This is a genomic window from Streptomyces sp. IBSBF 3136 (assembly GCF_036815105.1).
In the GTDB taxonomy this organism is placed as follows: Bacteria; Actinomycetota; Actinomycetes; order Streptomycetales; family Streptomycetaceae; genus Streptomyces.
The window spans coordinates 1-22,867 of the sequence record NZ_JAJSZC010000028.1 but is presented as its reverse complement, the minus strand read 5'-3'; the positions used below and the strand labels follow the sequence as shown (position 1 = coordinate 22,867).

The 22,867-nt window shown below is 72.9% G+C and carries 21 protein-coding genes; 11 read left to right on the top strand and 10 right to left on the bottom strand.

The window, feature by feature from the left end:
- Nucleotides 1-15: 15 nt before the first annotated feature.
- From V7E45_RS08995 to V7E45_RS08975, 5 genes are all read left to right on the top strand, one after another.
- Nucleotides 16-513 (top strand): toxin, encoded by a 498-nt coding sequence (locus V7E45_RS08995; RefSeq protein ID WP_333773606.1) that lies wholly within the window; start codon nt 16-18, stop codon nt 511-513.
- Complete coding sequence (locus tag V7E45_RS08990; protein ID WP_333773574.1) at nt 510-1,679, top strand: DUF6545 domain-containing protein; 1,170 nt, start codon at nt 510-512, stop codon at nt 1,677-1,679. The genes V7E45_RS08995 and V7E45_RS08990 overlap by 4 nt, the downstream gene beginning before the upstream one ends.
- Nucleotides 1,680-1,738: 59 nt before the next feature.
- Nucleotides 1,739-2,908: a DUF6545 domain-containing protein gene (locus tag V7E45_RS08985; RefSeq protein ID WP_333773573.1), complete on the top strand. Its 1,170-nt coding sequence runs from the start codon at nt 1,739-1,741 to the stop codon at nt 2,906-2,908.
- Between the two features lie 32 nt (nt 2,909-2,940).
- Nucleotides 2,941-4,359 (top strand): NAD(P)/FAD-dependent oxidoreductase, encoded by a 1,419-nt coding sequence (locus V7E45_RS08980; RefSeq protein ID WP_333773572.1) that lies wholly within the window; start codon nt 2,941-2,943, stop codon nt 4,357-4,359.
- A gap of 244 nt (nt 4,360-4,603) precedes the next feature.
- Complete coding sequence (locus V7E45_RS08975) at nt 4,604-5,176, top strand: GNAT family N-acetyltransferase (protein ID WP_333773571.1); 573 nt, start codon at nt 4,604-4,606, stop codon at nt 5,174-5,176.
- Between the two features lie 72 nt (nt 5,177-5,248).
- Here V7E45_RS08975 and V7E45_RS08970 read toward each other — a convergent pair whose 3' ends face one another.
- The 3 genes from V7E45_RS08970 to V7E45_RS08960 form a co-directional block, all read right to left on the bottom strand.
- Entirely contained in the window at nt 5,249-5,749 is a 501-nt protein-coding gene (locus V7E45_RS08970) for a metallophosphoesterase family protein (protein ID WP_333773570.1), read from the bottom strand.
- Nucleotides 5,750-5,767: 18 nt separating this feature from the next.
- Nucleotides 5,768-6,766, bottom strand: coding sequence for an SDR family oxidoreductase (locus V7E45_RS08965; RefSeq protein ID WP_333773569.1), 999 nt, complete (start codon nt 6,764-6,766; stop codon nt 5,768-5,770).
- A gap of 145 nt (nt 6,767-6,911) precedes the next feature.
- Entirely contained in the window at nt 6,912-9,956 is a 3,045-nt protein-coding gene (locus V7E45_RS08960; protein ID WP_333773568.1) for an FAD-binding and (Fe-S)-binding domain-containing protein, read from the bottom strand.
- A gap of 125 nt (nt 9,957-10,081) precedes the next feature.
- Between V7E45_RS08960 and V7E45_RS08955 the strand changes: the two genes are divergently transcribed.
- The 4 genes from V7E45_RS08955 (at nt 10,082) to rfbC (ending at nt 13,986) form a co-directional block, all read left to right on the top strand.
- On the top strand, nt 10,082-10,519 hold the full coding sequence (locus V7E45_RS08955) for a MarR family winged helix-turn-helix transcriptional regulator (RefSeq protein ID WP_333773567.1): 438 nt from the start codon (nt 10,082-10,084) through the stop codon (nt 10,517-10,519).
- Nucleotides 10,520-10,720: 201 nt separating this feature from the next.
- Nucleotides 10,721-11,305 (top strand): hydrolase, encoded by a 585-nt coding sequence (locus tag V7E45_RS08950; protein WP_333773566.1) that lies wholly within the window; start codon nt 10,721-10,723, stop codon nt 11,303-11,305.
- Nucleotides 11,306-11,429: 124 nt separating this feature from the next.
- Nucleotides 11,430-13,373 carry a glycosyltransferase family 2 protein gene (locus tag V7E45_RS08945; RefSeq protein WP_333773565.1) on the top strand — a complete coding sequence of 648 codons (1,944 nt, stop codon included), beginning with the start codon at nt 11,430-11,432 and terminating at the stop codon, nt 13,371-13,373.
- 4 nt (nt 13,374-13,377) lie between these two features.
- Entirely contained in the window at nt 13,378-13,986 is a 609-nt protein-coding gene (rfbC, locus tag V7E45_RS08940) for a dTDP-4-dehydrorhamnose 3,5-epimerase (RefSeq protein ID WP_333773564.1), read from the top strand.
- Here rfbC and V7E45_RS08935 read toward each other — a convergent pair.
- From V7E45_RS08935 to V7E45_RS08925, 3 genes are all read right to left on the bottom strand, one after another.
- Nucleotides 13,976-14,779, bottom strand: coding sequence for a class I SAM-dependent methyltransferase (locus V7E45_RS08935; RefSeq protein ID WP_333773563.1), 804 nt, complete (start codon nt 14,777-14,779; stop codon nt 13,976-13,978). The genes rfbC and V7E45_RS08935 overlap by 11 nt on opposite strands.
- A 149-nt stretch (nt 14,780-14,928) precedes the next feature.
- Nucleotides 14,929-15,102 carry a hypothetical protein gene (locus V7E45_RS08930; protein ID WP_333773562.1) on the bottom strand — a complete coding sequence of 58 codons (174 nt, stop codon included), beginning with the start codon at nt 15,100-15,102 and terminating at the stop codon, nt 14,929-14,931.
- 135 nt (nt 15,103-15,237) lie between these two features.
- Nucleotides 15,238-15,606 carry a DUF6479 family protein gene (locus tag V7E45_RS08925; protein ID WP_333773561.1) on the bottom strand — a complete coding sequence of 123 codons (369 nt, stop codon included), beginning with the start codon at nt 15,604-15,606 and terminating at the stop codon, nt 15,238-15,240.
- A 155-nt stretch (nt 15,607-15,761) separates the two neighbouring features.
- Here V7E45_RS08925 and ctaD point away from each other — a divergent pair, with 155 nt between their 5' ends.
- Both ctaD and ctaF read left to right on the top strand, forming a co-directional pair.
- Nucleotides 15,762-17,444, top strand: a complete 1,683-nt coding sequence (gene ctaD / locus V7E45_RS08920) for an aa3-type cytochrome oxidase subunit I (protein WP_333773560.1) — start codon at nt 15,762-15,764, stop codon at nt 17,442-17,444.
- Nucleotides 17,441-17,824 carry an aa3-type cytochrome oxidase subunit IV gene (gene ctaF, locus V7E45_RS08915; protein ID WP_333773559.1) on the top strand — a complete coding sequence of 128 codons (384 nt, stop codon included), beginning with the start codon at nt 17,441-17,443 and terminating at the stop codon, nt 17,822-17,824. The genes ctaD and ctaF overlap by 4 nt, the downstream gene beginning before the upstream one ends.
- Here the strand turns inward: ctaF and qcrB are convergent.
- From qcrB to V7E45_RS08895, 4 genes are all read right to left on the bottom strand, one after another.
- Nucleotides 17,760-19,253, bottom strand: coding sequence for a cytochrome bc1 complex cytochrome b subunit (qcrB, locus tag V7E45_RS08910; RefSeq protein WP_333773558.1), 1,494 nt, complete (start codon nt 19,251-19,253; stop codon nt 17,760-17,762). The genes ctaF and qcrB overlap by 65 nt on opposite strands.
- Nucleotides 19,250-19,522 carry a hypothetical protein gene (locus tag V7E45_RS08905; protein WP_333773557.1) on the bottom strand — a complete coding sequence of 91 codons (273 nt, stop codon included), beginning with the start codon at nt 19,520-19,522 and terminating at the stop codon, nt 19,250-19,252. Before V7E45_RS08905 ends, qcrB begins: the two co-directional genes overlap by 4 nt.
- Nucleotides 19,523-19,633: 111 nt before the next feature.
- Entirely contained in the window at nt 19,634-22,102 is a 2,469-nt protein-coding gene (locus V7E45_RS08900; RefSeq protein WP_333773556.1) for a SpoIIE family protein phosphatase, read from the bottom strand.
- 159 nt (nt 22,103-22,261) lie between these two features.
- Entirely contained in the window at nt 22,262-22,774 is a 513-nt protein-coding gene (locus V7E45_RS08895; RefSeq protein WP_333773555.1) for a GNAT family N-acetyltransferase, read from the bottom strand.
- Nucleotides 22,775-22,867 lie beyond the last annotated feature (93 nt).

Below are 22,867 nucleotides of genomic sequence, written 5' to 3'. Positions count from 1 at the left end.
CGTACGAACCGGGAGATGCGGCGCCTGGCGGACGTGCTGATCGGGCCGATCCAGGTCCCGGTGCCCGCGGACCCCGACGAACTCTTCGAGGCGCTCGTCCTGTCCGTCAACCGGTGGCGGGGGCGTCAGGTACGGGTGCACGAACGATCGTTCCCCGTCGCGCTGCGGGCCACCGGCATGTGGATGGAGCGCCGCGCCCCCGACGGTGACATCGCCGACCACATCATCATCGAGGAACACGCGGCCGCCTGGCACAAGTTCGTGATCTTCGGCCACGAGGTGTGGCACATGTACAAGGACGAGGCGATCGGCCCGTCCCAGCTGGCCGCCGCGTCCCGGACCGACTTCGTCGAGTGCGCGGAGAAGGAAGCGGAAACGTTCGGCCTGCTGATAGCCCAACGGCTGCGGCCCTGGCTCCAGGCGGCGCCGGACTCCGTGTACGCGGCCAGGAGCGGCACCGACAACGTGGCCGGCCGCATCGGAGCTGCCCTCAACTACCGGGGAACCAAGTGATCAACTACATCAGCTGCGGCGTTCTCTGGCTCGGCCTCGCACTCAAGCTCCGCGACCTCGTCGGCCACCGCGGCGACCCCTTCCTGCGCGCCATCACCGCTCTCCTGGCCCTCGCGAGCCTGTGCTGGCTCCTCGGCTCTCCGCCGACCGTGGGCGCGATCAACCGGACCACCGGCATCGCGAACCTCGCCGCTCCCCTGACCTACGCCGTCATCACCGCGTACAGCGCCGCGTGCCTGGTCCTCGTCGTCTACTGGCGTGACGGCCGGCGCGGCCGCGCGACGGCCCGCCGCTGGATCATCAGCTACGCCGTCGTCATCGCCGCGATCGGCCTGCTCTTCGCACTCGGTGACACCCGCACCGAGCGACGGGTCGACTTCGACACCTACTACGCCACCACGCCGTACGTCAGCGAGATGATCGTGCTGTACCTGGTGGCCCACCTGACGGCCGTCACCGTCACCGGCCTGTGGTCCGTGCGGTGGGCCATGGGCGGCACCGTCCACGGCTGGGTGCGGGCGAGCCTTCTCACGCTCGGTCTCGGCACCGTGCTGAGCGCCGGATACAGCCTGTCCAGGCTCGTCGCCGCCGTGGCCCGGTGGTGCGGCGAGGACTGGACCGTCCTCGCCACCAAGCTGTCCCCCGGCTTCGCGGGGGCGGGCGCCTTCCTCACCGTCGCCGGCGTCCTCCTGCCCTTCATCGGGCACCATGTCACGCGCTGGCGGCACGAGTTGCGCGCGTACACGCAACTCGCTCCGCTGGAGCGCCAGCTCGAGGAGCTGCTCAAGCGGCGGACGCTGCGACTGCGCCGGCCGCTGTCCCCGCTGGTGTGGCTGCCCTGGCGCCAGAGCAGCATCCACAACGGCCTCAACGCCCTCCAGGTCCACCTCAACCAGGACCTGTACGAGCAGACCTACGCGCGCGAACGACAACGGACGGACGACCGGCAGCAGGCCGAGGCGACCGCTCTCGCCGCGACCATCGCGGCCGCGGCCGTCAGCGAGCGCGCCGGCCGCCCCGCGCCCGGTACCGAAGGCCACGGCCTCCTCGAGCCACGGCATCTGGAGCTGGCCGTCCTGGTCCGTATCGCCGGTGCCCTGAACGCTCCCGGCCGCGTCGTGCCGGCCCCGGCACACACCGACGCGGCCGCGGGAAGCACCGCGTGATCCAGGCCTCGCCACCACATCGTCCCCTCCCCACGCGGGTCTGATTGGAGTTCCCAGGCATGAGCCTCGTCGTATACGTCGCGGCGGCCGTGTTAGCGGCGGCGGCGCTGCTGTTGATCCCGGCCGGCCCCCGCATGCTCCTGCGCAACCCGCTCACGGCCTCGACCTGCGTCGCCGTCGCCCTCGGCGCGTGCTGCTTCGCGTGCTCCGCACCCGCGACCCTCGCCGCGGTCAACGAGATGACAGGCGTACCGAACTTCGGTGCGCCCATGACCTACTCGACCATCAGCGCCTACAGCGCCTCACTGCTCGTCCTGCTGATCAACTGGCGTGGCGGCCCTCCCGGCGAGATCCGCAGGATGGTCACGCGCATCATCGCCGCCTACGGCCTGCTCATCGTCGCGATCATCGTGCTGTTCGACATGGCCGACGCCCCGGTCGAACGCCTGCGTGACCTCGACACCTACTACGCGCGCACCCCGTACATGCGGGAGATGATCAGCCTCTACCTGATCGGGCACGGCGTGTGCGCCGTGATCATGATCGTCGTGTGTCTCAGATGGTCCCGTACGGTCACCGGCCTGCTGCGGACGGGCCTGCGGCTGATCATGTGGGGGCTGGTCCTCGACGTGGTCGGCTTCGAACTGGCGAAGATCATCGCCGTGCTGGCGCGGTGGGCCGGCAGGGATCTCGACTGGCTCTCCACCTCTGTCGCGCCCCCCGTGGTGTCCCTCGGCGCGCTGGTGTGCAGCCTCGGCTTCGTCCTGCCCCGGCTCCTTCCGGTGGCCCGGGGCCACTGGGACAGCGCCAGGGACTGCCGGGAGCTCCAGCCGCTGTGGGAAGAGGTGAAGGCGGTGACCACGGCCCCGAAGCCCTCCCCGGCCTGGTGGCAGCTCCCCAAGGCCCGGCTGCAGCTGCTGGAGCTCGCCATCCACGACGCCCTGCTCCAGCTCGTCCCCGCCTTCGACCTCGACCTCGGCCGGCGTGTGCTCGCCTCCGCCACGAGCCGGGGACACGCGCAGGACGAGGCGCGCGTCATCTCGGAGGCCGCCATGGTCGTGGGCGCCGTCGAGCAGGTCCGGTCCTCGGCCCCCGACCCGGACGACGCCGGGGCCGAGCGGGGCAGGTACCCGCTGCCCGCCACCGCCGGCACGAAGGAACTGGTCCGCCTCGCGCAGGCCCTGGCCCTGCTGCCCCACTTCCACGAGTCCCGCGCAACGGTGCGGTGATGGCTCCCACCACTGAGCAAGGAGAAGACCTCATGTCGCGTAAGGCTGTCGTCATCGGCGCCGGCGTGGCCGGCATTCTGGCCGCGGCCGCGCTCGCCCCGGTGGTCGATCAGGTGGTCGTGCTGGACCGTGACGCCCTCCCCGACGGACCCGAGCACCGCAAAGGCGTGCCCCAGGGCCGGCACGCGCACCTGATGATGGACGGCGGCCTCGAGGCCATGGACGCGCTCGTCCCCGGCACGGACATGCGGGGTCGCCTCCTGGCGGCCGGCGCCCACGAGATTCATCTGTCCCGGGACATGATCGCGCTGACGCCCGAGGGTTGGTTCCACCGTTGGCGCCGCCGCGAGCACCCCATGATCACCTGTAGTCGGGCGCTGCTGGACTGGTCCGTGCGCACGGCGGTCCTGGACGGCTGCACCGGCATCGAGATCCGGCGGGCACAGGTCGTCGGGCTGGTCGGCGGCGCCGAGCGGGTCACCGGCGTCCGTGTCCTGGCGGACGGTGCCGAGGAGTGTGTGGACGCCGACTTCGTGGTGGACGCGAGCGGGCGCGGTTCGCGGATCGTGAAGTGGCTGGAGCGGCTCGGCATCGACGGCATCCGTGAACGGACCGTCGACTCGGGCCTGGTCAACTCCACGCGGATCTACCGTGTCCCGCCGGGTGCCGAGGACTGGCCGCTCACCCTCGTGCAGCCCCGCCCCCACACGGGCGAGCCGGGTCGCAGCGGAATGATCGTGCCGATCGAGGGCGGCCGGTGGATGGTCAGCCTCGGCGGATCCCGCGGTGGCGAGCCCCCGAAGGATCCGGACGAGTTCGTGCGGTACGCGCTGGAGCTCCCCCACCCCATCGTGGGCCGGCTCATCGCCGGCGCCGAACCGCTCACGCAGGTGTTCACCAGCCACAGCACGAGCAACGCCCGCCGCTATCTGGAGAAGGCCCCCTCCTGGCCCGACGGTCTCGTGGTGCTGGGCGACGCTCTGGCCACCTTCAACCCGTCCTACGGTCAGGGGATGTCGGTCGCGGCCCTGGGCGCCCGGATACTCGCACGGAACGTGCACCGGCGGTGGGGCGGCCCTGGTCTGGCTCGCCGCATCCAGCGCGAGCTGGCCAAGCCCGTGGAGGGTGCCTGGACGCTGGCCGTCAGCTCCGACGTCCTGTACCCCGACGTCATCGGCGGCGAGCCGACCGCCGCGGACCTGCTCGCCGCGAAGTACTCCAGGCGGCTCACGCGGGCCGCGACCGGCTCGTACATGGCCGCGTCGGCGCTGTGGGACGTCACCGGTCTGCGGGCCGCCCCCTCGCGGCTCATGCGGCCGGGGGCGCTCCTGGCCGCCCTGAACGGCCCGTCGCTGCCCCCGCTGTCGGGTCCGCCGCTGACACCCGGGGAACACGGGATCCTCGCCGCGCTCACCTGTGACGGGAAGACCGGGGCCCCGGTCACGCCGTAGGGGCTGTTGCGAATGTGGCCTCGTCGTCCGGAGGGCAAAGGACCGCTTTCGCAACCGGCCCTGGGCCGTGTCCGGCCTGGCCGCCGGCGCCGTGGGCCGGCGGCCAGCCGGCCTGGGCGGCACGACCGGGCCCGCAGCGGTCCGGCGACCTCCGTGCCGCCCGTGACCGGGTGCTCACGAACGGGGGCGTGCCGTGCGGTCCGGGGGTGTCGCAAGGGCGGTGGCACCCGGCAGGATCGACGTCATGGACTTCCGACATGCCGTTGCCGCCGATGCCCCGGCCATGGCCGAACTCTTCGCCGCCAACCACCACGACGCGCTCACGGAGCAGGAGCGTGCGGAGCGGGGCTTCGTGCAGGGGGACTTCGACGCCGGCACGCTGCGTTCGATGGCCGAGGAGGGGAGCCTGCTCGTCGCGGACGACGACGGGCGCCTGGCCGGCCTGCTCGGGCTGGTCTCTCCGGAGAACCTGCCCGGTCCGCCCCCGCCGGTCCGGGCCCTGCTGGACGCGCAGGATTCGCTGGAGTGGCGAGGACGCCCGCTGCGTTCCACCGCCTTCCTGCTCTACGGGCCCGTGGTGGTCGCCGCCGCTTACCGCGGGAAGGGGGTGGCCCGGGGACTGTTCACGGCGGCCCTGCGGGCGGCCGCGGGCCGGGCGGATGTGATGGTCGCCTTCATCGAACTGGCCAACCGTGCCTCGTGGAAGGTCCACGTGGACGGATTCGGCATGACCCCCCTGGGAGAGTTCACCATCGGCGAGCGTGCCTACGGCGTCGTCGGTGCGTCCACCCGGCCGGAGACGACGCCCGGCACCTGAGCGGGACACCACTGCCCTCCCCGGCGGGCGGAACCAGGGCGCCGCGCGCCCTGGCACGCCGGCAAGGCCCGGCTACCGCTCGGGCAGCCGGTGCAGGGTCAGGTCGGTGAGGCTGCCGTCGGTGAGCGCCGCGGTCAGGTAGGTGCGGTAGGGCTGGCGGCGGCGGTCGGTCGGGGAGCCCGGGTTGAGCAGCCGCAGCCCGCCGGGCGCGGTGCTGTCCCAGGGGATGTGGCTGTGTCCGAAGACCAGCACGTCCAGGTCGGGGAAGCGGGCGGCGCAGCGGGCCTCGCGGCCCTTCGCGGGCCCGGTCTCGTGGACCACGCCGAAGCGCAGGCCGTCGAGTTCGGCGTACGCCACCTCGGGGAGCCGGGCCCGCAGTTCGGGGCCGTCGTTGTTGCCGTACACGCCGATCAGCCGGCGGCTGCGGCTCTCCAGCAGGTCGAGGGTGGCGGTGTCCACCCAGTCACCGGCGTGGAACACGACGTCGGCGTCCGGGAGTTCGGCGAGCAGCCGGTCCGGGAGCCGCTTGGCGCGCTTGGGCAGATGGGTGTCGGACATGATGAGCAGACGCACGCCACCAGCCTAGGGGTGTCAGGAGGCCAGACGCCGGATCGCGGTCACCGCGCCGAGGACGGCGGCGCCGGTGCCGAGGGCGGTGGCGGCCGGGTGCCGTACCAGGATCTCCTGCCAGGAGCGGGCGTGGGAGCTCTCGTCGAAGGAGCCGTGGGCGCCCTGGTCCTCGGCGCGCTCCCGGTCGGCGGGTTCGAAGAGGTTGCTGAGGCCGGACGGCGGGACGCTGTCGGTCTGCTGGGAGTCGAAGCCGGTGCGGGCCAGGTAGCGGTCGAGCAGGGCGGGAGCCAGCCGGTTGGCCCAGATCGTGGCCACGGTGGTGGCGCCGACGTAGTACTGCTTGCGGCGCGGGTGGTCGGCGGCGTACGCCACTCCGCGCGCGGCGACCTCCGGCTGGTAGATCGGCGGCACCGGCATCGGGTGTTTGGCCAGCCGGTCGCGGACCCAGTCGAACTGGGGCGTGTTGACGGCCGGCATCTGGGCGACGGTGACGTGCACGTTGCTCCCGCGGTGCAGCAGTTCGACGCGCAGGGCGGAGGTGAAGCCGTTGATGGCGTGCTTGGCCCCGCAGTACCCCGACTGGAGCGGGATCGACCGCTCGCCCAGCGCGGAGCCGACCTGCACGATGGTGCCGCGGTCGCGGGGCAGCATGCGCTTGAGCGCCGTACGGGTGCCGTTGACGAAGCCGAGGTAGGTCACCTCCGTGATCCGCTTGTACTCCTCGGGGGTGATCTCCTCGAACGGTGCGAACACGCTGGAGAAGGCGCAGTTGATCCACACGTCGATGGGGCCGAACTCCCTCTCCGCGGCCTCGGCCACGGCCTCCACCTGCGCCGGGTCGGAGACGTCGGCGGTCTGGACGAGCGGGCGCCCGCCGAGCGCCGCGACCTCGTCGGCCGCCGCTTCGAGACCGCCCTTGCCGCGGGCGACGAGCACGACGTCGGCGCCGCGCCGGCCGTAGAGGCGGGCGGTGGCGCGGCCGATTCCGGCGCTCGCCCCGGTGATGACGACGGTGGGCATCTTCCTCTTCTCCTCTCGCGGGAACGCGTGCGGTTCCCGGTTCCGGCTCGCTCCGGGCTCTCTTCCCGTGCGGGTGTACGGGCTGTGCGGGCTGTGGGGTGTGGTCCGGGTGCCATTGCGGCGACCGTGCCGGCCGGCGCCTCCCTCAGGTGCGGTGCCGCAGCCGCCGCGCCGCGCCGGTGCCGGCCGCGGCGGCCAGGGCCGCAATGGAGGCGGTCGTCGCCCAGCGCAGGACGCGGGACGGCCGGTGCGGGCGGTCGGCCAGGCGTTCGGGTTTCTCGGTGGGCAGGTTGCCGTCCAGGGCCAGGGCGAGGACCTCGGCGAGGTGCAGCGCGCGGCGGCCGGTGCCGCCCTCCTCGATCTGGGTGCGGCAGCTGAAGCCGTCGGCGAGGACCAGGCTGCCCGGGGCGGCGGCGCGGACGGCGGGCAGGACACCCTGCTCGCCGACGGCCATGGACACCTCGTGGTGGCCGCGTTCGAAGCCGAAGTTGCCGGCCAGGCCGCAGCAGCCCTCGTCGAGGACCTCGGCGTCGAGGTGGGCCCGGCGCATGAGTTCGCGGTCGGCGTCGAACTTCATGACGGCGTGCTGGTGGCAGTGGGTCTGCACGGTGGCGTGCCGGGCCGGTTGCGGGGGCCGCCAGCCGTCGGGCGCGTGGTGGACGAGCTGTTCGGCGAAGGTGCGGACCTGCCCGGCGAGCCGCTGCACGTCCTGGTCGGCGGGGAGCAGTTCGGGGGCGTCGGACCGGAAGACGGCGGTGCAGGAGGGTTCGAGGCCGATGACGGGGGTGCCGGCGTCCAGATAGGGGCGCAGCACGTCGAGGGTGCGGCGCAGCACCCTCTCGGCGACGGGGAGCTGGCCGGTGGAGATCCAGGTCAGGCCGCAGCACACCGGCCTGGTGGGTACCGCGACCCGGAAGCCGGCGTCCTCCAGGACCCGTACGGCCGACTTGGCGATCGAGGGGTGGAAGTAGGTGCTGAAGGTGTCGGGCCACAGGACCACGGTGCGCGGGTCGGCCGGGTCGGGTTCGTCGCCACCCCGGGCCTGCCACCACTGTAGGAAGGACTGCCGGGCGAACACCGGGGCCGAGCGGGCCGCGGCGACGCCGGCCAGCCGTTTGCCGGCGCCGGCGAGGCCGGGCGCGTGCAGCGCGAGGTTGACCAGGGCCGGGGAGAGACGGGACAGCCGGGCCCACAGGGGCAGCCAGCCCATCGAGTAGTGGGCGGCGGGCCGCATCCGGCCCGCGTAGTGCCGGGAGAGGAACTCGGCCTTGAGGGTCGCCATGTCGACGCCGGTCGGGCAGTCGGACTTGCAGCCCTTGCAGGCCAGGCAGAGGTCCAGCGCGTCGCGCACCTCGGTGGACCGCCAGCCGTCCTTGATCACCGAGTCGGCGTGCCCGTCCAGCATCTCGAAGAGCAGCCGGGCCCGGCCCCGGGTGGAGTGCTCCTCCTCCCGGGTGGCCCGGTAGGAGGGGCACATCACGCCGCCGGAGTGGCTGCGGCAGTTGCCGATGCCGACGCAGCGCATGACGGCGCGGTTGAAGGAGTGGTCGTCCTCGGGGAACCGGAAGTGGGTGGCGGGGGTGTCGGGACGCCAGGTGGGGCCGAGGCGCAGTTGCCCGTCGACCGGGTTGGGGTCGACGACCTTGCCCGGGTTCATCCGGTTGCCGGGGTCGAACAGCGCCTTCAGTTCGCCGAAGGCGGTCACGAGGCGTTCGCCGAACATCCGGGTGAGCAGTTCGCCCCGGGACTGCCCGTCACCGTGCTCGCCGGACAGGGAGCCCTCGTAGGAGGCGACGAGGTCGGCGGCCCGCTCGACGAAGCGGCGGAAGCGGGCGACGCCGTCGGCGGTCCTGAGGCCGAAGGGGATGCGGGTGTGGACGCAGCCCTGCCCGAAGTGCCCGTACAGGGACGGGTGGTCGTAGTCGAACTCCTCGAACAGCTTCTTCAGGTCCCGCAGGTAGTCGCCGAGCCGCTCGGGCGGGACGGCGGAGTCCTCCCACCCCTCCCAGGCCTCGCGGTCGTCCGGCGGTCGTGCGGTGACGCCGAGTCCCGCCTCGCGGGCCCTGAGCATCTTCTGCTCGCGCTCGGGGTTGTCGGAGAAGGCGACGTTCGCGTCCTTCTCGCCGCGGCCGACGGCCCGCAGCAGGGCGTGCGCCTGCTCGTCGACGGCCTCCTGGCTGTCGCCGCTGAACTGCACCATCAGCCAGCTGTCGCCCTCGGGAAGGATGTGGAGGGATTCGAGGTAGGCGCCCTCCTCGCGCATGAGTTGGGCCATGCGGCCGTCCAGGGCCTCCAGCTGGCTCGGCGAGCAGTGCTCCAGGAGGGGGGAGACGTCGTCGGCGGCGGCGCAGATGTCCTCGTAGCCGAGGACCAGGAGCGACTGGTACGCGGGTACCGGGACGAGGTCGAGTTCGGCGCGCAGGACGGTCACCAGGGTGCCCTCGCTGCCGACGAGCGCCTTGGCCACGTCGAAGCCGTTCTCGGGCAGCAGGGAGTCGAGGTTGTAGCCGGAGACGCGGCGCGGGATCTTGGGGAAGCCACGCCTGATGTCCCCCATGTACGCGGTGGCGATGCGGTCCATGCCGCTGTAGAGCTCGGCGAGCCGCCCGCCGCCGGCCTCGATCCGGGCGCGTTCGCCGGGCGAGGTGGGGCCCACCCAGGCGCGCTGCCCGTCGTAGGTGAGGATCTCCAGGCGGCGCACGTTGTCGACGGTCTTGCCGTAGGCCTGGGCCGAGGCGCCGCAGGAGTTGTTGCCGATCATGCCGCCGAGGGCGCAGTGACTGTGGGTGGACGGCTTGGGCCCGAACTGCAGCCCGTGCACGGCGAGTCGCCGGTTGAGGACGTCCAGGACGATGCCGGGCTCCACCACGCAGGAGCGGGCGTCGGGGTCCACGGACAGCAGCCGGTCGCAGTACTTGGTCCAGTCGATCACCACGGCGGTGTTGGTCGTCTGCCCGGCGAGGCTGGTGCCGCCGCCGCGGGAGAGGACCGGGACGTCGAAGCGCGCACAGACGGACACCGCCCGGGCGCCCGCCTCCACCGTGCGCGGCACCACCACGCCGAGCGGCACCTGCCGGTAGTTCGAGCCGTCCGTGACATAGGCGCCACGACTGCCCGCGTCGAAGCGGACTTCCCCGTCCACTTCGTCCCCGAGTGCGGCCTCCAGACCGGAGATGTCCCGCTGGGTCATCTGCGCTCCCTGCGTTCACCGAGGTGCTGCTCCGTCCGAGGAGGGGCGAGTACCCGGGCAACTCATCAGTCAAAACTGAACAGCCCGGACTGGACAGTTTGTTCTGCGGGACCTAGGGTGACGGCATGGCCGACATCTCCGAATCCGCCGTCCGCACCGCGCGTGACCTGCGCGTGGTGTTCAGCCGACTGCGGCGCCGCATCCGCGAGGTCGCGCAGGACGCCGACCTGACTCCGTCCCAGGAGTCGGCCCTGTCCCTGGTCGGCAAGCACGGCGCGGCCACGGCCAGCGCGCTCGCCGCGGCGGAGGGGGTGCGCCCGCAGTCGATGGCGACCACGCTCGCCGCCCTGGACCAGCACGGCCTGATCCGGCGCGCCCCCGACCCCGACGACGGCCGCCGCCAGCTGGTCACCCTCACCGAGGCCGGCCGGGCCCGGGTCGAGGGGAACAAGCAGCTGCGCGAGGAGTGGCTGGCCCGCGCCTTCCAGGACCGCTACACCGAGGAGGAGCGGCAGGCGGTCCTGCGGGCGCTGGAGCTGATGGAGCGGCTCTCGCGGCCCTGACACCGGGGGCTACGCCGGCGGGCCCTTCGCCTCTCCCCCGCCGAATCCGTCCGAACACTGACCCGCACGGCCAGGTCCGGCCCGCCGCCGCACCCGCCCGACCGTCCCACCGCCCTGTCCCTCGACTTCCCGTCCCTCGACTTGCCGTCTCTCGACGTCCCGTCCCTGGACGTCCCACGCCTCGAAAGGCCCGACCGACCCATGTCGCTCACCACGCTCGACCCCCGCACCGCCCTCGTCGCGATCGACCTGCAGAACGGCATCGTGGGCATGCCGACCCAGCCGCACGCCGCCGCCGACGTCGTGGCGCGCACGGCCGAACTCGCCGGCGCCTTCCGGGACCGCGGTCTGCCCGTGGTGCTGGTCCGGGTCTCCTTCTCGCCCGACTGGGCGGACGCCGTGCCCGGCCGCACCGAGCGCCAGGCCCGCGGTCTCGCCTTCCCGGAGGGCTGGGACGTCGTCGTCGACGAGCTGTCCGGCCACGCCGGTGACATCCGCGTCACCAAGCACAACTGGAGCGCCTTCCACGGCACCGACCTGGAGGTGCAGCTCCGCCGCCGCGGCATCACCCAGATCGTGCTGGCCGGCATCGCCACCAGCATCGGCGTCGAGTCCACCGCCCGCGACGCCTACGCCCACGGCTACCACGTCACCCTCGCCACGGACGCCATGGCGGACAGCGACCCCGAGGCGCACCGGGGCAGCGTCGAGCGGATCTTCCCGCGGCTCGGCGAGAGCGGCACCACGGCCGAGATCCTGGAGCTGCTGGCCAAGACGCACGCCTGACCAGCGGGTCCGGCGCCCGGTGCGGGCGGCCAACCGCCCCCGCCGGGCGCCGCGTTAACATTTCGGCCACGCGCACCGTGCCGCCCAGGTCACGGAAAGCGAACCAAGGGGGCTTGGAAGCCGGATGCCGGTCAAGGTCAGCGTCGTCGTACCCGTGTACAACCCCGGTCCGTACATCGAGGAGTGCGTCGCCTCGCTGCTGCGGCAGTCGCTGCCTCCCGACGAGTTCGAAGTGATCTTCGTGGACGACGGCTCGACGGACGCCACCCCCTCCCGTCTCGACGCGCTCGCCGCCGAGCACCCGCACATCACCGTCATCCACCAGGAGAACTCCGGCTGGTCCGGCAAGCCCCGCAACGTGGGCATCGAAGCCTCCCGCGGCGAGTTCGTGATGTTCGTGGACAACGACGACCACCTCGGCGACGAGGCCCTGGAACGGATGTACGCGTACGGGGTCGCGAACGACGCCGACGTGATCGTGGGCAAGATGGCCGGCAAGGGCCGCCCGGTGCCGGTGGAGCTGTTCCGCCGCAACCGGCCGCGCGCCACCGTGGCCGACGCCCCGCTGATCGACAGCCTCACCCCGCACAAGATGCTCCGGCGCGCCTTCCTCGAGCGCACCGGACTGCGCTTCCCCGAGGGCCGGCGGCGCCTCGAGGACCACGTCTTCGTCACCGAGGCATACCTGCGCGCGGACAACGTCTCGGTGCTCGGCGACTACGTCTGCTACTACCACGTCAAACGTGAGGACGCCGCCAACGCCGGCTTCCAGCGCTTCGAGCCCGTCGGCTACTTCAAGAACCTCCGCGAGGCCCTCGACGTCGTCGAGCGGTACACCGAGCCGGGCCCGCTGCGCGACCGGCTGCTGCGCCGCTGGCTGCGGGTGGAGATGGTCGAGCGGATGAGCGGGCGCCGGCTGCTGGCGATGCCCGACGACTACCGGCGCGAGCTGCTGCGGGAGATGCGCGCGGTCGTCGTGGAGCGCTTCGGCCCCGGGGTCGCCACCGGGCTGCGGCCCGACCAGCGGATCGTCGCCGCCCTGATCCGCGAGGACCGGTACGACGACCTCGTCGCCTACGCCGCGTGGGAGACCGAGGTGCGGCCGAAGGCCGCCCCGACGGCCGTCGAGTGGCAGGAGGGCACGCTGCGCGTGCGCTTCACCGCGGAGTACCACGGCCCCGACGGCGCCCTGACCGTGGACCCGGGCGCGCCCCGCCCCGCGGCCGACGGCGTGCCCGCCGACCTCGCGGAGGCAGCGGAACGGCTGGCCGCGGCGGCCGCCGACGGTTTCGAGGACGCGCGCGCCGATCTCGTGCTGCGCGACCGGCAGACCGCCGCGTCCTTCTTCCAGCCGGTGGAGGTCACCCGCGAACGCGTCCCGGCCGGGGACGGCCGGGTCCGGCTGGTGCTGCGCGGCACGGCCACCGTCGACCCCGCCCGCGCGGCGGGCGGCGCCGCGCTGTCCGGCGGCCTCTGGGACGCCCACGTCCGGGTCTCGCTCGGCGGCTGGACCAAGGAGTGCCGGCTGGGCCCCGCCCCCGAGCGGGCGGCCGCGCTGCCGCCGGCCGGGATCGTCGCCGGCCGGGTGGTGCTGCCGTACTGGACGAAGCAGTACCGCAACTTCTCCCTGGACGTGGACCGGGCCGTCAGGTCGCTCGGCCTGCACCGGCTCACCCCGGCGGACGCGGCGGTGTCCGACACCGAGGTGCTGACCGTCGCGCTGCCGCTGCACGTCCCGGACACCACCGACGTCGCGGTCCGGCTGACCGACATCGCCTCCGGCCGGACGCTCGACCGGGCGGCCGTACTGACGCCCGCCGACGGCGCCCACGCGCTGCTGGAGGCCGCGCTCCCGTCGCACGAGCTGCGCAGCACCACCTGGCGGACCGATCTGCGCCCGGCCGACGGCCGGGTCCTCGCGCTGCCGCTGCTGCTGCGGGCCGGCCGGACCCGGGGCGCCGTCGAGGTGACCCGCACCGCGCCGCCCGGGCTGCTGCGGCGGGTGCTGCGCGGGGCGCGGCGCCTGCTCGGCGCCGTACGGGGCAAGACGACGACTCGAAGGGCCTGACGGGATGCGGCAGTTGGAGATAGCGGGCGCCTGGGTGCTGGAGCCCAAGGTGTTCCCGGACGACCGGGGCAGCTTCCACGAGTGGTACCGGGGCGCGGAGTTCCGCGAGGCCACCGGGTACGACCTCGCGCTCGCCCAGGCCAACTGCTCGGTGTCGCGGCGGGGCGTGCTGCGCGGCGTCCACTTCGCCGATGTGCCGCCCGGGCAGGCCAAGTACGTCACCTGTGTGCGCGGTGCCGTCCTGGACGTGGTCGTGGACATCCGGGTGGGCTCGCCCACCTTCGGCCGGTGGGAGGCGGTGCGCCTGGACGACGACACCCGGCACGCCCTGTTCCTCGCGGAGGGTCTCGGGCACGCCTTCATGGCGCTGACCGACGACGCCACGGTGGTGTACCTGTGCTCGGCCGGCTACGCGCCGGGGCGCGAGCACGGCGTGCACCCGCTCGATCCCGGCCTGGCCATCGCCTGGCCGGAGGGCGTCGAGCCGGTGCTGTCGGCGAAGGACGCCGAGGCGCCCACCCTCGCCGAGGCGGAGCGGTCCGGGCTGCTGCCCAGCTACGCGGACTGCTCCGCCCACTACGAGCGGCTGCGCTCGGGCCGGTTCAGCGGCTGACGGAGTACGGCGCCAGCGCGCGCCGCAGCGGCTCCCAGCCGCGGGCCCGTCCGGTCCCGCGGTTGCGGGCCGCCACCAGCGGCTTCCAGAAGCCGGCGCCGAGGAAGTCCCCGGGCTCGACGGCCGTGGTGCGCCCCAGGACGGACTCGGGCACCTTCTGCGGGTCGGGCACCTCGAACTCCGCGACGATCTCGTCGTAGCGGTCCTTCAGGACGGTGTTCGCCGGGTCGGCGCCGAACACCACCAGCTGGCCGGTGGGGGCGGTGTCGACCAGGACCGTGACCAGGTCCGGCCGGTGCCGATTCAGGATCTCGACCAGCTTGTAGACGTCTCCGGTCCAGGCGTCGGTGTGCCGGTCGCGGGCGGCCTCGTCGACGTTGCGCGGGAGCATGTCGTCGAAGACGATCACGCTGGCCCAGTCCGCGTGCTTCTCGATGTTGATGAAGTCCCGCAGCGCGTACTCGAACAGGTGCATGCCGTCGATGAACGACAGGTCGAGGGTGGTGCGCTTCCAGTACCCGAACGGGCTGCGGTTGCGCGCCAGGTTGCGCAGCGGATGGCGCCCGCCCCTGAGGTGCGCGAGGGGGTTGTCGCGGGCGAAGAAGTCGTCGCTGGTGGCCTTGGCGAGATGCACGTCGCAGCGGATCTCCGTGACCACCTTGAACGCGGGGTCCACCGCGATGCTCGGCACCCGGGACAGCGTCAGGCTGCGACCGTCGTTGACGCCGATCTCCAGGTAGTTGCGGTTCGCGCTGACCTTGTGGAGCTCCCGCAGGAACTCGTGCCGTTTCACTGGGACATCTCCTGGCGGACGGGAGGCGGGGCATGGCTGCGTGAGCCGAGCGCCGCTCCCTCGGCTCGCCGCCTCACCCTAGTGGTGATCGCCCGGATCGGACCTTTGTTTGCCGCAAAGGGCCGCCGCCAAACGCGCCGCCCCGCCGCTCAGTCCTCGCCGCGCACTATGTGGTCCTCCGCCGCGGCGCCCTGCTGTGTGCGGGAACGTTCCAGCACGGCCGGCAGACAGGTGCGCGCCCGGGTGCCCTGCCGGCGCTTGGCCTTGGACCAGCCGGTCTCGGCGTAGGGGAGCGTGGTCTTCTCACTGCTGTGCGCGGTCACGGCGCTTCATCTTCCTTCTGGATTCCCTCGGGCTCCCGGGCCGGTGCGGGGAAAGCCTCCCACGCCCGGCCCGGCGCACGGTGTGTGCCGCCCGGGTCCCCTTGCCGCACGGCACGCAAACCCGGCAAAGACACCTCAGGTCCGGCCGCCGCCACCACCGCCGAAGGAACCACTGGATCCGGGCGACCAGCGCGGGCGCCGCTGGTCGTCGGCGCGCCGGGTGCCGACGTTGCCGAGCTGGTGAGGCGTGAGCCGCTCGCTCTCGTCCGTGGCGCGCGGCACCTCGTGGGGCTCCCGCATCTCGCGCGTCTCACGCACCGGCCCCTCGGGCGGGAGCGTGGGCTGCTCGTCCGGCCGGGGCGGGGCGGACTCCCCCCCGCGCACCCTCATGCCGAGCCGGACGGCCCACACCAGCCCGGCCGTGACGGCGACACCGGCGACGAGGACGAGGACGTATCCGAACACCTGACCGCCCGCGGCTGCTTCGTACGTGGCTGCGTTCATGAGCGCCGGGTACCCGGGGGCGCCCGGCGGATGCCTGGCGGATACCGTGCCGGGGGCGCTTCACCCGGACGGCCGAACGGGCCGCGGCCCCGACCGTGGGCCCGCAGGGCGTGGCGCGGACGGGCCTGTCGGCCCGCGGAGTAGCGTCGCCCGCGATGACCGAATCACCGGAAATCTCCGATATCAGGGAGATCACCGCGCGGTACTCGGCCCCCGCCCAGCGGCCCGGCCGGGCCCTGCTGCGCTGGGCCTTCACCGCCGACCACAAGGTGATCGGCCGGCTCTACATGGTCACCTCGTTCTCCTTCTTCCTGCTGGCCGGGCTGCTCGCGCTCGGCATGCGTGCCGAACTGGCGCGCCCCGGACTGCAGCTCCTGAGCGAGGAGAGCTACAACCAGTTCTTCACGATCCACGGCACCATCATGATGCTGCTGTTCGCCACGCCCATGTTCGCCGGTTTCGCCAACGCCGTGATGCCGCTGCAGATCGGCGCTCCCGACCTGGCGTTCCCGCGGCTGAACGCGATGTCGTACTGGATGTACCTGTTCGGCGGGCTGATGGTGGTCTCCGGCTTCGTGGTGCCCGGCGGGGCGGCGGCGTTCGGCTGGTTCGCGTACGCGCCGCTGAACAGCGCCTACTTCTCCCCCGGCGCAGGCGGCGACCTGTGGACCATGGGACTGGTGGTGTCGGGCGTCTCGACGACCCTGACCGCGGTGAACTTCATCGCCACCATCGTGTCCCTGCGCGCGCCGGGCCTGACCATGTTCCGCATGCCGATCTTCACCTGGAACGTGCTGTTCACCTCGATCCTGGTGCTGCCCTCGTTCCCGGTGCTCACCGCGGCGCTGCTGGCACTGGAGTCGGACCGCAAGTTCGGGGCGCACGTCTTCGACGCCTCGAACGGGGGCGCGCTGCTGTGGCAGCACCTGTTCTGGTTCTTCGGGCATCCCGAGGTGTACATCGTCGCGCTGCCGTTCTTCGGGATCATCTCCGAGATCATCCCGGTCTTCTCCCGCAAACCGCTGTTCGGCTATCTGCCGATGATCGGTGCGACGATCGGCATCACCATGCTGTCGGCGGTGGTGTGGGCGCACCACATGTTCGCCACCGGGGCGGTGCTGCTGCCGTTCTTCTCGATCATGTCGTTCCTGATCGCGGTGCCCACGGGCATCAAGTTCTTCGCGTGGACCGGGACGATGATCAACGGCTCGCTCTCGTTCGAGACGCCGATGCTGTGGTCGCTCGGGTTCATGGCGACGTTCCTGCTGGGTGGGCTCAGCGGGGTGCTGATCGCCTCACCGCCGCTGGACTTCCACCTGACCGACTCCTACTTCATCGTGGCCCACCTGCACTACGTGCTGTTCGGCACCGTGGTGTTCGCGATGTTCGCCGGTTTCTACTTCTGGTGGCCGAAGTTCACCGGGAAGATGCTGGACGAGCGGCTCGGCAAGTGGCACTTCTGGCTGCTGTTCCCGGGGTTCCAGGCGACCTTCCTCGTGCAGCACTGGCTGGGCGAGGAGGGCATGCCCCGCCGGTACGCGGACTACCTGCCGTCGGACGGCTTCACGCTGCTCAACGCCATCTCCTCGGCCGGGGCGTTCGTGATCGGCGTCTCCACGCTGCCGTTCCTGTACAACGTCTGGCGCACCGCCGTCCGGGGGAAGCGGGTCACCGAGGACGACCCGTGGGGCTGGGGCCGGGGCCTGGAGTGGGCGACGTCCTGCCCGCCGCCCCGGCACAACTTCGTGGCGCTGCCCCGGGTGCGGTCGGAGGCGCCCGCGTTCGACCTGCACCATCCGGACGTCGTGCGGATGGCCGAGGAGGAGGGACTGCGGTGAAGGCGGAGGCGATGCTGTTCGCCGGGGTGGCGCTGTTCTTCGGCGGGTCCGCCGCCCTGTACGGGGTGTGGTCGGGCGACGCGACGGGCACGACCGCGCTGGTGGTGGCGTGCGGGATGGCGGCGCTGATCGGCTTCTTCTGCTTCATCCAGTACCGGCGCCGGGGCGCACGGCCGCAGGACCGCACGGACGCGGACGTGGCGGACGCCGCCGGGCCGGTGGCGTTCTTCCCGGACGAGAGCCCGTTCCCCGTCGTCACCGCGCTGGGGTTCGCGCTGACGGCGACCGGTGTGGTCTACGGGCTGTGGCTGTTCCTCATCGGCCTGGTCGTTCTGGCTCGCGGGGTGTACGGGATGGTGTTCCAGTACGCCCGCCGGTGAGCACCCGGCGCGGCGCTCCGGGCCGGAACTCCTCGACGGGCTCGTGGTCGCTCTCGTAGCCGCCGGTGACGTTCTGGCGGATGTCGCCGGTGGGTACGCCCTCGGCCAGGCGCTCGCGCTCGGCCTCGGTGAGCGCCCGGCACAGCCAGCGGGTGACCAGGAAGGCGACGACGGGGGCGACCACGAGCGCGACGCGCAGGATCCAGGTCAGGGCGTCCACCGAGACGCGGAAGGACTGGGCGATGACGTCGTTGGCGCCGGCCACCAGCAGCACGACGTAGAAGACGGTGCCCGCCACCCCGAGGCCGGTGCGTACGGGACGCTCGCGCGGCCGGTCGCACAGGTGCTGCTCGCGGTACCACTCCCCGGTCAGGCGCTGCTCGACGAACGGGTAGGCGTACAGCACGCCGAACAGCAGGCCGGGCAGCACGACCGCCGGGAGGAGCACGTTCCACATGAGGGTGTGCCCCGCGAAGTTCGTCTCCCAGGGCGGCACCAGCCGCAGCGCGCCCTCCAGGAAGCCCACGTACCAGTCCGGCTGCGAGCCGGTGGAGTCCACGTCCGGGCGGTAGGGGCCGTAGGTCCACACCGGGTTGATCTGCGCGACGCCCGACATCAGCGTCAGGACGCCGCCCACGGTGAGGGACAGCCCCACGGAGGAGGCGGTGAACTGCGGGAAGAGCGGCTTGCCGAGGACGTTGCGGTTGCTGCGGCCGGGCCCCCGCCACTGCGTGTGCTTGAGGTGGAACACCAGGATGAGGTGGACCGTCACCAGGGCGAGGATCGCGCCCGGGAGCAGCAGGATGTGCAACGGGTACAGCCGGGTGATGATGTCGTGGCCCGGGTAGGGACCGCCGAAGGCGAGGAACGCCACGTACGTGCCCACCACGGGCAGAGACGTCATGATGCCCTGCGCGATGCGCAGTCCGGTGCCGGAGAGCAGGTCGTCGGGGAGCGAGTAGCCCGCGAAGCCCTCGGCGAGCGAGAGGACGAACAGGGTCAGCCCGATCGCCCAGTTCAGCTCGCGCGGCCGGCGGAAGGCGCCGGTGAAGAAGATCCGCAGCATGTGCAGGCCGATCGCGGCGATGAAGACCAGCGCGGCCCAGTGGTGGAGCTGCCGGATCAGCAGGCCGCCGCGCACGTCGAAGCTGATGTTCAGGGTGGAGTCGAAGGCGGCCGACACCAGCACACCGCGCAGGGGCACGTAGGAGCCGTCGTAGACGACTTCGGTCATCTCCGGCTGGAAGAAGAAGGTCAGCCACACCCCGGTCAGGATCAGCACCAGGAGGCTGTAGAGCGCGATCTCGCCGAGCAGGAACGACCAGTGCTCCGGGAACGCCTTGCGCAGCAGCGCGCCGCCCTCGAGCGCCGGCAGCCTGGCGTCCGCCGCGTCCGCGATCCGTTCCGCGCGGCGGGCGGCTCGGCTCACGTGTCCTCCGGTGCCGCCGCTCGTGCCACCTCGGCCTCCACCTCGGCGCGCGGCCGGCCCGTCTCGCGCGCGTACTCGTTCAGCGCGGTCTGCACGTCCCGGGCGAGGTCCCGCCAAGCGCGCAGCGCCGTCTCGTAGGTGCCCGACTGGGCGCCCGTCATCTGCTGGCCGGCCGGCGGGCCGTACGCGGTGCGCAGCTCGTCGACCATGCGCTGGGCTGCTTCGGCGGCCCGCTGCTTGGCCACCAGCTCTTCGAAGGTGTGTGCCACGTCAAGACCCTAGGCACGGTCGGCGCGACCCCGCCTCCCGAGCCGCCGCGGGCGGGCCGCAGCGCTACCCGGGTGGCGGATCGGCGCCGCCCGGACCGCCGCGCGCGGTCCCTACGGTCGGTCCGGCGACGGGCCGGTGTCCGGCACGAGGTCGGCCCACACCTGTTTGCCGCCGCTGACCGGCACCGAGCCCCAGGCGGCCGAGACCGCCTCGACCAGGAGGATGCCCCGCCCGCCGGTGGCCTCCCAGCCGATGCTGGTGGGTTTGACGGGGCTGCGCGGCGAGCCGTCGGCCACGGCGAGGCGGAGCCGGTGGTTGAGCAGGCTGAGATCGAGGCGGACCTGGCCCTCGGTGTGCACGAGGGCGTTGGTGACCAGCTCGGAGACGATGAGCAGGGCCGCGTCCATGGTGTCGCGCTCCACCCCCCAGGTGCGCAGGGTGCGCCGGGTGAAGCGGCGGGCGTGCCGGACGGCCTCCGGGACCCGCCACACGGTCCAGCTCTCGCGCAGCGGGCGTACGGCCATGCCGTCGTAGCGCATCAGCAGCAGGGCGACGTCGTCGCCGCGGTGCGCCCCGGTCAGCAGGGCGTCGGCGACCAGGCCGAGGTGGCCGGGGTCGGCGGCGGCCAGTTCCGCGGCGAACCGGGCCATGCCCTCGTCGATGTCGGCCTCGGCGGACTCCACCAGGCCGTCCGTGGTCAGCGCGAGCACCGTGCCGGGCTGGAGCCGGAGCGGGGTCATCGGGAACTCGGCCCGGGTGAGCACGCCGAGCGGCGGGCCGCCCTCGGCCTCGACGATCTCGGTTGAGCCGTCCGGGTGGCGCAGCACCGGCTGGAGGTGGCCGGCGCGCACGCACCAGGCGGTGCCCTGCTCCATGTCGACGTCGACGTAGCAGCAGGTGGCGAAGAGGTCGGTCTCCATGTCCACCAGCAGCCGGTTGGCGTGGGTGACGACGACGTCGGGGGCGTGGCCCTCGACCGCGTAGGCGCGCAGGGCGGTGCGCATCTGGCCCATGAGGGTGGCGGCGCCGGCGTTGTGGCCCTGGACGTCGCCGATGACGAAGGCCACGTGGTTGTCGACCAGCGGGATCACGTCGTACCAGTCGCCGCCGACCTCGAGACCGGCGGTGGTGGGCAGGTAACGGGCGACGGCGACCGCGCCGGGCAGCCTGGGCAGGCGGCGGGGCAGCAGGGTGCGCTGGAGCATGCCGACGAGTTCGTGCTCGGCGTCGAAGGCGTGCGCCCGCAGCAGGGCCTGTCCGGCGAGGCCGGCGGAGGCGGTGAGCAGGGCGCGCTCGTCGGGGGCGAACTCGTGCGGCTGGTCCCAGCCGATCAGGCAGGCGCCGGCCATGCGGCCGCCCGCGGGCAGCGGCAGCACGGCGAGGCCGCCGGGGCCCACCTCGGCGAGGGCGGGTTCCAGCGTGCTGCCGGCGGGCCAGATCCGGGAGCGGCCCTCGCGCAGAGCGGCGGCGAGGGTGGGCATGGCGCGCACCGGCGCGTCGGGCCACTCGGTGCGCCACTCGCTGCGCCACAGCTCGGGCCACGACTCGGGTTCGGGCGGGTCGAGCACGGTGACGACGAGGCGCTCGTTCTCCAGCTCGGCCAGGGCGAGACGGTCGGCCTGCAGGGGCTTGCGCAGGGCGACGACGACGGCCTTGCCGACGTCCTTGACCGTGCCGGCCATGGCGAGGGCGGCGGCCAGGCGCTGCACCCGGGCCACGTCGGTGACGTCGGAGCGCAGCGTCGAGGCGTCCGCGACGGTGCCGACGAGCCGGGTCGGGCGGCCCTCGCCGCTGCTCAGCATCCGCCCGCGCAGCCGCAGCCACTTGGGCGGTCCGGACGGCTGCAGGACGCGGAACTCCAGCTCGCGTTCGCCGATGGACATGTGGTCGGCCTCGACCACCGACATCAGGGCGGGCAGGTCCTCGGGCACGGTGAGGCCGAGGAGCGTCTCCACCCTGCCGTCGAACTTCTCCCGGCCGATCCCGAAGAGCCGCAGGATGGTGTCGCCGACCTCGACCCGGCCGCTGTCCATGGCCAGGCTGAACCGGTCGGCGGGCAGCTCGCCGGCCTCGGCGGCCGCGCCGATCGACGCGGGCACGGCCACCGCCCGGGCGACGAGTTCCAGACAGGCGCGGTCGTCGGTGCCGAAGCCGCCCGGGTGCTCACTGACGGCGAGCAGACAGCCGCTGCCGGCCGGGCCGAGCGGCAGTACCGCCACCGAGAAGTCGGCCGACGGGGTGCGGCGCGCCTCGGGGCAGTCGGCCAGCTCGGCCGGGCCGAGCCATACGGACCGCCCGGTGCGGTGCGCCTCCGCGACCGGCGAGGCGCCCGCGGCCGGATAGCTGTCGCGCAGGCCGTACAGCGTGCGCGGCAGTCCCGCCGACTCCGCGAGGCACAACCCGGCGGGGTCGGCGCCGGGCGCGTAGACCCCCGCGAACGCCGCCCCGGCGAACACAAGCGCCTGTTCGAGAACCCGGCGCAGCCGGTCGGGAGAGGCGGACACGTCGATGAGCGTTTCAAGGGCGGTCTCGGCACGCTCGGCTCTCGTTCTGCGCACCGCAGCACCCTCACTGGCCACTTGGCCATTACAGCGCGGATGGGCCGCCCGCGCAGCCCCTGCGGACGCATCACGCGCCGGGCGGCCGAGGTTCGCTCGAAAGCCGCCGAACACATCTTCACCCGTGCGTTCCGCACGGGCAGCTCATGGACGGCAGCTACTGTCCGCGACCCTGTGGCGTCACTGCGGGTCCGTCGTCGAGATCACCAGCAGCCTGGTCACGGTGCCGTCGTCGCCCACCACGTCGCGTACATGGCGGAAGCCCAGCCGGCGGCACATGGTCAGGCTGGCGGTGTTGTCACCGCCGACCATGCCGTAGGCCTCCTTCAGGCCCAGATTGTCGGCGGCGTGGCGGAGCAGGCCGCGGACCGCTTCGGTGCCCAGGCCCCGGCCCCAGTGCCCGGGGGCGAGGGCGGTGACCAGTTCGTGGCCGTCGACGTTGCCGGTCGGCTTCACCTCCGCGTGGCCGACGTAGACCTCCTCGTGCCACAGTCCCCAGACGTCGAATCTGTGCTGCGGGTAGACGTCGGTGAGGATGGCCTGGAACAGCGTGCGGATGTCGGCCTCCGGCACGCGTTCCTGGCCCATCCAGCGGCAGACCTCCTCGTCGCGCAGCAGGGCCACGAAGACGTCCTCGTCCTCGGGGCGGTAGGGCCGGAACGTGAGTCGTTCGGTGTGCAGGACGGGTGTCATGAGGGCTCCCCCGGTCGGACGGACGGTCGGATGGGTGGACGGGCGGGGGGGGGGGGGGGGGGGGGGGGGGGGGGGGGGGGGGGGGGGGGGGGG

Bases quoted from the DNA above. Each gene is read 5' to 3' on its own strand.
- V7E45_RS08995 (WP_333773606.1), top strand. From the start codon at position 16: ATGCGGCGCCTGGCGGACGTGCTGATCGGGCCGATCCAGGTCCCGGTG.
- V7E45_RS08985 (WP_333773573.1), top strand. From the start codon at position 1,739: ATGAGCCTCGTCGTATACGTCGCGGCGGCCGTGTTAGCGGCGGCGGCG.
- V7E45_RS08980 (WP_333773572.1), top strand. From the start codon at position 2,941: ATGTCGCGTAAGGCTGTCGTCATCGGCGCCGGCGTGGCCGGCATTCTG.
- V7E45_RS08975 (WP_333773571.1), top strand. From the start codon at position 4,604: ATGGACTTCCGACATGCCGTTGCCGCCGATGCCCCGGCCATGGCCGAA.
- V7E45_RS08965 (WP_333773569.1), bottom strand. From the start codon at position 6,766: ATGCCCACCGTCGTCATCACCGGGGCGAGCGCCGGAATCGGCCGCGCC.
- V7E45_RS08960 (WP_333773568.1), bottom strand. From the start codon at position 9,956: ATGACCCAGCGGGACATCTCCGGTCTGGAGGCCGCACTCGGGGACGAA.
- V7E45_RS08955 (WP_333773567.1), top strand. From the start codon at position 10,082: ATGGCCGACATCTCCGAATCCGCCGTCCGCACCGCGCGTGACCTGCGC.
- V7E45_RS08950 (WP_333773566.1), top strand. From the start codon at position 10,721: ATGTCGCTCACCACGCTCGACCCCCGCACCGCCCTCGTCGCGATCGAC.
- V7E45_RS08945 (WP_333773565.1), top strand. From the start codon at position 11,430: ATGCCGGTCAAGGTCAGCGTCGTCGTACCCGTGTACAACCCCGGTCCG.
- rfbC (WP_333773564.1), top strand. From the start codon at position 13,378: ATGCGGCAGTTGGAGATAGCGGGCGCCTGGGTGCTGGAGCCCAAGGTG.
- V7E45_RS08925 (WP_333773561.1), bottom strand. From the start codon at position 15,606: ATGAACGCAGCCACGTACGAAGCAGCCGCGGGCGGTCAGGTGTTCGGA.
- ctaD (WP_333773560.1), top strand. From the start codon at position 15,762: ATGACCGAATCACCGGAAATCTCCGATATCAGGGAGATCACCGCGCGG.
- V7E45_RS08895 (WP_333773555.1), bottom strand. From the start codon at position 22,774: ATGACACCCGTCCTGCACACCGAACGACTCACGTTCCGGCCCTACCGC.